At 35.5% G+C, this 11,767-nt stretch carries 11 protein-coding genes; 1 reads left to right on the top strand and 10 read right to left on the bottom strand.

Going from position 1 to position 11,767, the window contains the following annotated elements:
- Window positions 1-123 precede the first annotated feature (123 nt).
- Window positions 124-1,656 (bottom strand): 2,3-bisphosphoglycerate-independent phosphoglycerate mutase, encoded by a 1,533-nt coding sequence (gpmI, locus tag IAI10_RS14660; RefSeq protein WP_315674033.1) that lies wholly within the window; start codon window positions 1,654-1,656, stop codon window positions 124-126.
- Window positions 1,657-1,909: 253 nt separating this feature from the next.
- A complete protein-coding gene (locus IAI10_RS14665; protein WP_315674034.1) occupies window positions 1,910-2,488 on the bottom strand; it encodes a TetR/AcrR family transcriptional regulator in 579 nt (192 codons plus the stop codon).
- 134 nt (window positions 2,489-2,622) lie between these two features.
- On the opposite strand from IAI10_RS14665, the gene IAI10_RS14670 reads away from it, so the two are divergent.
- On the top strand, window positions 2,623-3,162 hold the full coding sequence (locus IAI10_RS14670) for an HXXEE domain-containing protein (RefSeq protein ID WP_315674035.1): 540 nt from the start codon (window positions 2,623-2,625) through the stop codon (window positions 3,160-3,162).
- Between the two features lie 85 nt (window positions 3,163-3,247).
- Here the strand turns inward: IAI10_RS14670 and gpmI (IAI10_RS14675) are convergent, their stop codons facing one another.
- The 8 genes from gpmI (IAI10_RS14675) to IAI10_RS14710 all read right to left on the bottom strand — a co-directional run bounded on the left by gpmI (IAI10_RS14675) (window position 3,248) and on the right by IAI10_RS14710 (window position 11,686).
- Window positions 3,248-4,777 (bottom strand): 2,3-bisphosphoglycerate-independent phosphoglycerate mutase, encoded by a 1,530-nt coding sequence (gene gpmI / locus IAI10_RS14675; protein ID WP_315674036.1) that lies wholly within the window; start codon window positions 4,775-4,777, stop codon window positions 3,248-3,250.
- Window positions 4,778-4,847: 70 nt separating this feature from the next.
- A complete protein-coding gene (gene tpiA / locus IAI10_RS14680) occupies window positions 4,848-5,594 on the bottom strand; it encodes a triose-phosphate isomerase (protein ID WP_315674037.1) in 747 nt (248 codons plus the stop codon).
- Between the two features lie 76 nt (window positions 5,595-5,670).
- Window positions 5,671-6,861, bottom strand: a complete 1,191-nt coding sequence (locus tag IAI10_RS14685; RefSeq protein ID WP_315674038.1) for a phosphoglycerate kinase — start codon at window positions 6,859-6,861, stop codon at window positions 5,671-5,673.
- 141 nt (window positions 6,862-7,002) lie between these two features.
- A complete protein-coding gene (gene gap / locus IAI10_RS14690) occupies window positions 7,003-8,007 on the bottom strand; it encodes a type I glyceraldehyde-3-phosphate dehydrogenase (RefSeq protein WP_315674039.1) in 1,005 nt (334 codons plus the stop codon).
- Window positions 8,008-8,071: 64 nt separating this feature from the next.
- Complete coding sequence (locus IAI10_RS14695; protein ID WP_315674040.1) at window positions 8,072-9,127, bottom strand: sugar-binding domain-containing protein; 1,056 nt, start codon at window positions 9,125-9,127, stop codon at window positions 8,072-8,074.
- Window positions 9,128-9,372: 245 nt separating this feature from the next.
- Window positions 9,373-10,212 carry a DegV family protein gene (locus tag IAI10_RS14700; protein WP_315674041.1) on the bottom strand — a complete coding sequence of 280 codons (840 nt, stop codon included), beginning with the start codon at window positions 10,210-10,212 and terminating at the stop codon, window positions 9,373-9,375.
- Window positions 10,213-10,329: 117 nt separating this feature from the next.
- Window positions 10,330-10,797, bottom strand: coding sequence for a tRNA (cytidine(34)-2'-O)-methyltransferase (locus tag IAI10_RS14705; RefSeq protein WP_315674042.1), 468 nt, complete (start codon window positions 10,795-10,797; stop codon window positions 10,330-10,332).
- Window positions 10,798-10,858: 61 nt separating this feature from the next.
- Window positions 10,859-11,686 (bottom strand): Cof-type HAD-IIB family hydrolase, encoded by an 828-nt coding sequence (locus IAI10_RS14710; RefSeq protein WP_315674043.1) that lies wholly within the window; start codon window positions 11,684-11,686, stop codon window positions 10,859-10,861.
- Between the last annotated feature and the right edge of the window lie 81 nt (window positions 11,687-11,767).

Consider the following 11,767-nt stretch of genomic DNA (forward strand, 5'->3'; position numbering starts at 1 on the left):
TATGTACATTCTATATAGAATTAATATAAGGTGTATATCTATATTATACCCATAAATATTTATTATTTGTACATATCATGGTTAAATTTTTTTAATTATTAGGAAATTTTAAGTTAAAATTCCCTATGCTTTAATAAGCGATTCCCCAGTCATCTCTGCTGGCGGCGTAATACCCATTTCCTCAAGCAAAGTTGGAGCAATATCTGAAAGTTTTCCTCCAGCTCTCATCTCTCTGCTGTCATCGGCAACGAATATGAATGGTACAGGATCCGTAGTGTGCGAAGTCATAGGTGCTCCAGTAGAGTAATCTATCATCTGTTCTGCATTTCCATGGTCAGCAGTTATAAATACCGCTCCACCTTTGGAAAGAACTTTTTCGACTACCTTTCCTGCGCATATATCCACTGTTTCCACAGCTTTCTTAGCTGCTTCTAACACTCCAGTATGGCCCACCATATCAGGATTTGCATAATTCACAATTATAAGATCATATTTATCGCTGTCTATCCTGCTTAAAAGTTCTTCTGTGAGCTCATAAGCACTCATTTCAGGCTTTAAATCATAAGTAGCTACCTTTGGAGAAGGTACCACAATCCTCTCTTCTCCTGGATTTGGTTCTTCTACTCCACCATTGAAGAAGAAGGTTACATGAGCATATTTTTCAGTTTCAGCCATTCTAAGCTGCTTTAGTCCAAGACTGCTTACAAACTCTCCAATAGTATTTTTGTAGGACTGAGGATGGTAAGCTACATCCACCCCTTCGATAGTAACATCGTACTGAGTCATAGTTGCGAATTTGAGTTTTAAGGTTTCTCTTGGGAATCCATCAAACTTCTTATCATTTATAGCTCTGGTTAATTCCCTTGCTCTATCCGGTCTGAAGTTAAAGAATATCACAGAATCATTATTCTTTATTGAAGCTATAGGTTTGCCTTCTTCTGTAATAACCGTGGGCAATACGAACTCATCCTTCTTGTTATCACTATAAGACTTTTCAATGGCTGCTACAGCACTTTCTGCAACTTCACCCTTTCCTTTTACTAAAGCGTCATAAGCGAGCTGCACTCTTTCCCATCTTTTATCTCTATCCATAGCATAGTATCTTCCGGATATGGTAGCAATCTTACCTACTCCTATTTCTTTTATATAATCTTCAAGCTCCTGAATAAAATCCTTTCCTGAAGTTGGAGGTGTATCTCTTCCATCCATAAAAGCATGTATATATACCTTTGATAATCCCTTTTGCTTTGAGAGTTTTAAAAGTGCTTTTAAATGATCTATGTGAGAATGCACTCCTCCATTCGATAGAAGTCCTAGAAGATGAAGTGAAGTTCCTTTTTCTAATGCACTATCTATAGCTGAGTTCAAAACCTCATTCTTATAGAAAGCTTCATCCTCTATTTCCTTAGTAATTCTTGTTAACTCCTGATAAATTATTCTTCCTGCTCCTATATTGAGATGACCAACTTCGGAGTTACCCATCTGACCTTTTGGAAGGCCTACCTCCATACCACTGGCATCTAATTGCGTGCTATAATACTTTTTCATATAACTATCAAAATTAGGCTTATTTGCTTCCCTGACGGCATTACCTTCTACTCTATCAGTTAAGCCTAAGCCATCTAAAATCATCAACATAACTGGTCTCTTTCCCATACAGTCCTCCTATCCCATTACAACCATAGTCATAATGATTATCAGCTTTAATTGATTATTATTCTCACTCATATTATACTACTTTGTACAAGCACTTACAAGCTGCTTTATACAAAATATTCAATTATGTATATGTTTCACCATTTTATTTATCTGTTTTGTTTTAGATCAGTGCTAATTTTTACATTGATTTAAAACCACCTTTTAAATTTTATCCTTATTTTTCGGTAAAAATACATTATTTTATATATTTTTATATAGAATGCTTAATAGGGTTTTGATAATTAGCTATGAATATAATGTCCCCCATTATCTCTGCCATTTCTTCTGGAGATTTTTGTGGTATATCCTTAAACCATCTAGTAAGCAGGAGCATGAATCCTCCAGTGCTGAAGGTCAGAGCATATTCTATATTTTCCTTTGAGAAAGGCATATCTTTTCCCTTCAGTTCATTAAAAACCTCAGGCAATAAATTCCCCATCTTTAAAATAAAAATGTTAAGCAGACCCTGCTGATTAACTAAGTTAAGAAAATCCACATGCTTCTTCATGACAGTAAAAAATATTCTTGCCACATTGGTAAGGCTTAAATCTTTTTGTTGACGTGTAAACAGCTCGTATTCGCTCCAAATTTTCTTAAAGCAGTCTTCCAGGATCTCATCTTTAGAAGAGTAATTGCGATAAAAGGTTCTTCTGGAAAGGCCAGCCTGATCCGTTAGCTGCTGTATAGTGATTTCTTCATATTTGTAAGTTTTCATTAACTCTATTAGCGCATTCTCCATCCATGATTTTGACTGCTTTGATACTGTATTTCCTTTGTTTTTATCCTTCATAACTACATTTCTCCTTCCTCGACACATATTTTCAAATATGTAGCTATTGCTCCAAAAGCATTGACTCTATCCATCTATTAATTATAATAAATATTGTTAATAGACACAAATGTGTCAAGAAAGAAGGTTGTTTTATGAATGCAATGAATTCTCTTGTTTGGCTCTTACCAATTATTTTTATGCTTCACGATTTTGAGGAAATTATCATGGCTGAAATATGGAGTAAGCGCTATAAGAAAAAAATTGATATGACTTGGCCTAAAATGAAGCCTTTTGCTTTAAATTACGTTCACATTTGTCAAACTCCGACCTTTTCAATTGGAGTGGAAATAGAATTTTTAATTTTTTCTCTCATAAGTTTATTATCTGTAATTTTTGATAGCTATTTTATTTGGTATGGAGCCTTTTTAGGTCTGGCTCTGCATATGCTTTTTCTTCATATTGGCTTGTGCATAAGCTTTAAGAAATATGTTCCTGGAATAATAACTTCTATTATTTTCTTACCTGTCAGCATATTTCTTCTGATTAAAGCTGAAGGGTTGCTCAGCTATGGAATAGGCACAATATTACTTGGTTTTCTGCTTGGAATCGCATTGATTATTATCATGATTCCTGCCCTTCATAGGTTCATGGGACCTTGTTCCAATCTGTTAGATAACTATTCAAAGGCTTAAAAAACAAAAGAAGCATTTAGCTTCTTTTGTTTTTTAGGTTCCGTTTTAAATCAGTGTTGATTTTTACACTGATTTAAAGCATATACTACTTTATTAAACTCTTTCCTGTCATTTCAGCAGGTGCTTCTATACCCATAACCTGAAGCATTGTTGGAGCTATGTCGGAAAGTCTTCCGCCATCTCTCATTTCAGTAGCTCCATTTGCTACATATAGGAATGGAACTGGGTCAGTAGTGTGAGCTGTCATTGGTGCTCCTGTAGAGTAGTCGATCATCTGCTCAGCATTTCCGTGATCAGCAGTGATGAATACTGCTCCATCCTTTTCAAGAACTTTATTTACTATCTTTCCAAGGCATACATCTACTGCTTCTATAGCAGCTTTAGCAGCTTCGAATATGCCTGTATGTCCAACCATGTCAGGGTTAGCAAAGTTTAATATTACCATATCATATTTGTCTGCATCTAATTGCTTAAGAAGCTCTTCTGTAACTTCGTAAGCGCTCATTTCAGGCTTTAAGTCATAAGTGGCAACCTTAGGAGATGAAATAAGAGCTCTTTCTTCTCCTGGGTTTGGCTCTTCAACTCCGCCATTGAAGAAGAAGGTTACGTGAGCGTATTTTTCAGTTTCAGCTATTCTAAGCTGTTTCTTTCCTAGGCTGCTTACATATTCTCCCAAAGTATTCTTGTAGGATTGTGGTAAATATGCTACCTTAACTCCTTCGATAGTGCTATCGTACTGAGTCATAGTCACAAAAGTTAAATCAAGAGTTTCTCTCTTGAAGCCATCAAATACCTTATCGTTTATAGATCTAGTTATTTCTCTTGCTCTATCTGGTCTGAAGTTAAAGAAAATAACAGAATCTCCGCTCTTTATATTAGCTACTGGCTTTCCGTCTTCTAATATAACAGTTGGAAGTACAAATTCATCTGTCTTATTGTCATTGTAAGACTTGTCTACAGCCTCTATAGCGCTGGAAGCTGTTTCTCCTTTAGATAAAACCATAGCATTGTAAGCAAGTTCAACTCTTTCCCAGCGCTTGTCCCTATCCATTGCATAATATCTTCCGCTTAAAGTTGCTATTTTTCCGCTATTTATTTCCTTCATGTAATTTTCAAGTTCAGTTACAAATTCTTTACCTGAGGAAGGAGGAACATCTCTTCCGTCCAAGAAGCCATGTACATAAACCTTTGAAAGTCCTTTATCCTTAGCAAGCTTTAATAAAGCTTTTAAATGCTCGATGTGTGAGTGAACTCCACCGCTGGATAAAAGGCCCATAAGATGAAGTGAAGAATTATTTTTGATAGCATTTTCTACGGCTGTATTTAAAGCTGCATTATCAAAAAAATCTCCATCTTCTATAGCTTTAGTGATTCTAGTAAGCTCCTGGTATACTATTCTTCCGGCTCCTATGTTTAGATGTCCAACTTCTGAGTTACCCATCTGTCCTTTTGGAAGTCCTACTTCTAGTCCGCTGGCTTCTAATTGAGTATGTGGATATTTAGCAAATAATCCATCATAATTTGGCTTGTTAGCTGCCTTAACAGCATTTCCTTCAACTTTATCAGTGATACCAAATCCGTCTAATATCATTAACATTACTGGTTTTTTTGCCATATTTGCCTCCAAATAATTAAGATTTATTTAAAATTAGTGAGGAGGCATAAAACCTTCCTCACTAGGTATTTTAGTAATTAACTATAGCTGCAAAATCAGCAGGAACAAGACTTGCTCCTCCAACTAATGCTCCGTCGATGTCTGATTTAGCCATCTGCTCTGCTATTGTTGAAGGTTTTACAGATCCGCCGTACTGAATTCTTGTCTTTTCAGCAACTTCAGCTCCGTATACGCTAGCGATAGCACTTCTTATTGCTGCTATTGTTTCATTAGCCTGATCAGCTGTAGCTGTCTTTCCAGTTCCAATAGCCCAGATTGGCTCGTAAGCTACTACTAATTTTTCTACCTGCTCAACTGTTAAACCAGCAAGGTCAAGCTTTATCTGCTTTCCTATAACTTCGTTAGTTACATTAGCTTCTCTTTCTTCTAAAGATTCACCAACGCAAAGTATTGGAATAAGATTATGCGCAAAGCATGCCTTTATCTTCTTGTTTACAGCTTCGTCAGTTTCATTGAAATACTGTCTTCTTTCGCTATGTCCAAGAACCACATAATCAACCTTTAAAGCTTCAAGCATTCCTGGAGCAACTTCTCCAGTGAAAGCTCCTTTTTCTTCAAAATGTACGTTTTGAGCTCCAACCTTTATGTTGCTTCCAGCAGCAGCTTTAACTACTGCATCTAAAGCTACAAATGTAGGACATACAACTACGTCGCACTTTGCATCCTTAACTAATGGCTTAAGTGCTTCTATTGCCTTAACTGCTTCTTCAACAGTGTTATGCATTTTCCAGTTTCCAGCTATTATTGCTTTTCTCATTTAAAAAATCCTCCTAAAAACTAAAATATAAAGAATGAGGAAGATAATTAATCTTCCATCATCCTAATTAAGTATATTATTTATCGTTTAATGCAGCGATTCCTGGAAGTTCTTTTCCTTCTAAGAATTCAAGAGAAGCTCCACCACCTGTAGAGATGTGAGTCATCTTGTCGCCAAAACCAAGATTGTTAACAGCAGCAGCACTGTCTCCTCCGCCTATTACTGTTGTAGCTCCGCTTTCAGCCATAGCCTTAGCAACTGCAACTGTACCAGCTTCGAAGTTCTTGAATTCAGCAACTCCCATTGGTCCGTTCCAAATAACAGTCTTAGCTTCTTTAACTGCATCTGCAAATAATTTTTCTGACTTAGGTCCGATGTCAAGTCCCATGTTTCCAGCTGGAACTGAAGCATCTTCTGTAATAACAGCAGTAACATCAGCATATTCTGGTGCAACTCTGTTGTCTACTGGAAGTAAAAGCTTAACTCCTTTTTCCTTAGCCTTAGCCATCATTTCTTTAGCATATTCTACTCTTTCTTCATCAAGAAGAGAAGATCCTATTTCATAGCCTTGAGCCTTTAAGAAAGTATAAGCCATTCCTCCACCTATTATAAGTGTATCAACCTTCTCTAGAAGATTGTTTATAACAGCTATCTTATCTACAACTTTAGCTCCTCCAAGTATAGCACAGAAAGGTCTAACTGGATTTTCAACAGCTTCTCCTAGGAACTTTAATTCCTTCTGAATTAAGTATCCGCAGACTGCTGTATCAACGAATTTAGTTACTCCAACTGTGGAGCAGTGAGCTCTGTGAGCTGTTCCGAATGCATCGTTAACATATACATCTGCAAGTGAAGCTAAATCCTTTGAGAATGCTTCTTCGTTCTTTCCTTCTTCTTTTCTGAATCTAGTGTTCTCAAGAAGAACAACATCCCCTTCAGCCATCTTTTCTACTGCAGCCTTAGCATTTGCTCCAACAACTTCATCGTCAGCAGCAAAAACTACAGTTTTTCCTAAAAGCTCGCTTAATCTCTTAGCAACTGGTGCTAAAGTAAGCTTTGGATCTGGTCCCTTTGCTTTTCCAAGGTGTGAACAAAGTATAACTTTTCCGCCTTTTTCTACTAGGTATTTTATAGTTGGAAGAGCTCCATTTAATCTGTTTTCATCAGTTATAACGCCATCCTTCATAGGAACGTTAAAATCGCATCTTACAAGAACTCTCTTGCCTTTTACATCTATGTCTTCAATGGTCTTCTTATTATAACTCATTTACTTCACCTCATAAAAATTATTATTAAACTTGAAATGGTCTGGCCTCATAGCCTTAACTATAAAACCAGACCATATCACTATGTCCTACTCATTAAAGCCTTCTAGTTTAAGAAAGGCTTTAACTATTTAGTTATCTTACTATTTTACAAGTCCTGCAAAATATTTTAAAGTTCTGATTAACTGTGAAGTGTATGAATTTTCATTATCATACCATGCAGCAACCTTAACTAACTGTGAACCATTAACTTCTAATACTTTTGTCTGAGTTGCATCAAACAATGAACCATAAGTGATTCCTATTATATCAGAAGAAACTATTGGATCTTCAGTGTATCCGAAAGACTCATTTGAAGCTTCTTTCATAGCAGCGTTAATTTCGTCCTTAGTAACATTCTTCTTTAAAATAACAGTTAATTCTGTTATTGAACCAGCTATTACAGGAACTCTTTGAGCTGCTCCATCTAATTTACCATTTAATTCAGGTATAACTAATCCGATTGCTTTAGCAGCACCAGTAGAGTTTGGAACTATGCTTGCAGCAGCAGCTCTAGCTCTTCTCAAATCTCCTTTTGCATGTGGTGCGTCAAGAGTATTCTGGTCATTTGTGTAAGCATGGATTGTAGTTATTAATCCTTTTTCTATACCAAATTTGTCATTAAGTACTTTAGCAACTGGTGCTAAGCTGTTAGTTGTGCATGATGCACCTGATATAACTGTTTCAGTACCATCTAATATATCATGGTTAACATTAAATACAACAGTCTTAACATCTCCTGTTGCTGGAGCTGATATAACAACTTTCTTAGCGCCTGCTTTTATATGAGCTTCTGCCTTTTCCTGTGAAGTAAAGAATCCTGTGCTTTCAAGTACTATGTCAACACCTAATTCTCCCCATGGTAAGTCAGCTGGATTTCTTTCAGCAGTTATTTTAATAGACTTTCCATTAACTACAAAGCCACCTTCAACTACTTCGATTGTTCCATCGAATCTACCCTGAGCTGAGTCATATTTGAATAAATGAGCTAATGTCTTAGCATCAGTTAAGTCGTTGATTGCAACAACCTCAAATTCAGGATTATTGATTATCTGTCTTAAAGCTAATCTTCCTATTCTACCAAAACCATTAATAGCAACTTTTGTCATTAATATTACCTCCTTAAAATTTATATAAAATATTTTATAAAAAAATATTTATAACAACATTATTTTACCTTAAAAATTCCACATTGTCACCATTTGCTTGCAGAATTTTTAATATTTCTCTGGCAGCACCTTCATCTGTTATGAGAACACTTGTCACATTTCCTTTTTCTGTAGCCAAAATTGCCTCAGCTTTAGACTTTCCTCCAGAAACTGCTATCGGATATTCTATCTTTTTTATGTCATTATTATTTATGCCAACATTTGGTGTAGAATAAATAACATTTCCTTCTCTGTTAAAATAGCATCCAAAGGCTTCACCAACAGCGCCTAGTTTTTTTATGATTTCAAGCTTATCAGGTACCACACCTCTTCGGCGTGCCATCTCATCCGCTCTTCCTATACCATATATAAGCACATTGGCGTTTCTTATATTTTCCACCACTTCTTTTATATCTTTTTCATTAATCATGGCATCAAAAGCTTTGCTGCTGAGATTGTCTGGAATATGTAACAATTTGTAAGACCCGCCTAAACGGTTAGCAAGTTTAGCTGCCAAGGTATTAGCTTGAATCTCAACTGTTCTTCCCATACCACCTCTGGCTGGCACTACTAAAACATTATGTAGATTGCTTACCTTTGGGACATTATCTATCACTTCTTTAATGGTAGTTCCGCCTGTAATAGCTATGGTCATGTTATTTTTTACTGAAGCCTTAACATAATTAGCTGCGATTCTTGCCATCTCTTTGAGAACGGTGGTATCTTCATCCATGTCGCCAGGAACAACTATGACATTTCTTACTTGAAGCTTTTCTTTTATTACCTTCTCTATATCAGTAAGTCCCTTAATTTCATGGATAAATTCCTTTAATTTGGTGACTACTTTTTCACCTTCCGGCGTAACAGTCATTCCCAGGGTATTTATGCTGATAAGATCAGCAGATTTAAGAAAATCTATCTCAGTTCTTACCACTCTCTCTCCAAGAGACAAACTATTGGCCAGCATTCTTCTGCCTAAAGGCTGGTTATAATATATGGTTCTCAGTATATTGTATCTCTTATCCAGCAATTCTATAAGCTCTGGTACAATTTTTTGTTGTAACTTTAAGATTTCCTCCAAAAGAAACACCCCTTTGGTCGTTTACCGTCCCAGTATTATATTTTTTGTCCCGCATATATATTATAAGACATTTTTAATAATTTTTAAATAGTATTTGCAAAAAAAATTTTTTATATGTCTTAGTTTTAACATAAAGCAGTTCAAAAAAATCACTGTTAACGCCCATAAACAGCGAAAAGGATTGTCCAATCAGACAATCCTTTTTAAATTCTTTTTTATTATTAAATTATGATGCCTCTTATAAATTAAAACTTTTCAATGAAAAATATACCACAGGCTAATGGGCCCGCATGCACTCCAACAGTGCAGCCAACCTCACCTTCTATATATTCCTGTCCTCTGCTGTTTAATTCTTCTCTTAAGGTTCCTAAGATATCTTTGTTATGTACATGCAGTAGAAAACACGGTTCATCTTCTTTTATATGAAGCGTATCTATATATTCGATTATGGTCTTAGCGGCTTTTTTGCTTCCTCTCACCTTGTCCATAACACTCATCTGTCCATCTTTAACTTCAAGAATAAGCTTTATGCCAAGTAAATTTCCTATCATACCGGCGGTTTTGGATAACCTGCCGCCTTTAACCAAATAGTCTAGGGTTTCAAAAGCTAAGGTACTTTTAACATGAGGTATACATTTTATAACTTCCTCGTTAATTTCTTCCAAGGTTTTTCCTTCTTCCTTAAGCCTTGCTGCCTTTAGAACTAGAAGTCCAAGTCCTGCTGTAACATTACAGCTGTCTATCACGAGGATATCTTCACTTTCCAGCATGGATTTAGCCACGCAGGCAGACTGATAGGTACCGCTCATCTTAGAAGAAAGATGAATTGAAATTATTTTATATCCTTGCTCCAAGTATTTTTTAAAGCATTCATAGAATCTTTGAGGAATAACCTGAGAGGTAGTTGGAAATTCTTCTCCCGATTCTATTTTTTCTATTAACTGATCCAAATTAATTTCTTCTCTATCAAGGAAACGTTTCTCACCAAAATTAACATAAAGCGGTAAGGTTTCTATATCATATCTATCCAAAATATATTGAGGTAAATCACAAGTACTATCAGATATAATTTTTATCTTTTCCATCTATTCTATCTCCTAATATCACGTTATTCAGGCTGTATCTTAAGGGGCAGTTTATAAAGCCTAGCTCAAAAATCATAACTTCTTTTGAATATGCCTCAAACGCCCTGCTGGTTTAAGCTATTTCATATTTGGAAATTCCATCTGTCTTAAAGCCTCATATGCTACTATGGCAACAGTATTAGAAAGATTTAAAGATCTTGTGCTAGTCTCAAGCATTGGAAGTCTAATGAGATTTTCTTTATTCTCTTCTCTTATATAATCGGGAAGTCCTGAGGATTCCCTTCCAAAAACTATAAAATCACCTGATTTAAATTCTACTTCATTATAATATTTGCTTCCTTTTGTTGTTGAAAAATAAAAGGTTGCATCTGGGTACTTTGCTCTCAAATCTTCATAAGACTCATGCATCTCAAGCTTTAGCTGAGGCCAGTAATCAAGTCCTGCCCTTCTAACCTGTTTTTCGCCAAGATCAAACCCTAAGGGCTTAATAAGATGAAGCGTACTATTTGTAAGAACACAGGTTCTTCCTATATTCCCTGTATTTTGTGGTATTTCAGGCTGAAACAATACTATATTTAAATTCAACCTTTTCACCCCCTTATAAGCATTTCATAATAATCCTTATTTTACATTATCACATATTAATTCATTTTGAAAGTATAAATTTTTCTATTACTTGAGCTACTCCATGCTCATTATTTAAGCCGGTAATATAGTTTGCCTTTGATTTTACAAACCCCTCCCCATTTCCCATGGCCACGCCAAGTCCAGCATATTCTATCATGGACAAGTCATTTTCATTATCACCTACACATATTACTTCTTCCCTATGAAAGCCATAGTAGGCAGCTAATTTTTCTACTCCCCTGCCTTTAGAAATTCCTGCAGTCATCACCTCAAAATTATTTCTAAAGGAGCTTGCTATTTCAAATTGGCTATTGTTCAAAAGTTCATTTTTTGCCTTTTTCAACTTTTCAATGTCCTGCTCTATGGCTATGCATTTTAGAATATCTTCTTCCTGCTCATTAAAAGTTTTATCCCAGTTCTCTACAAGATTAATTTTCATCTTCCTATCTTCTGGAAGTTCCTTGTTTATTTTCAAATACATTTCATAGCCTGGATTATTTTCTTCAGTATAAACTCCATAAGGTGTTTGAAAATTAGGAGCTATATTGTATTTTCTTAAAACTTTAAGTATCTGAAAGCAATTTTCTTTTCCAAGCTTAGCCTTGTATATGACTTCTCCGCTTTTTCTATCCTTTATATAAGCTCCATTAGCAGATATTATAGGATTATTAAGTCCCAAATATCCATCATAGTAAACTGCAGATTCAAAAAGTCTTCCTGTACATATAATGACTTTTACTCCAGCGGCCTTTGCCTTCTCTATAGCCTGTTTATTTTCTGAAGATATTTCTTTTCTATCATTCAAAAGCGTGCCATCCATGTCTAAACAAATCATTTTATATTTCATATATTCATCTCCTATAAATTTTTTTGATTAAAATCTCTACAGCATGAATTAAGTCCTAGGTATCTATATGCTAGTTATATA

It is taken from the genome of Clostridium sp. 19966 (genome assembly GCF_032335695.1).
Lineage (GTDB): Bacteria > Bacillota > Clostridia > Clostridiales > Clostridiaceae > JACTOJ01.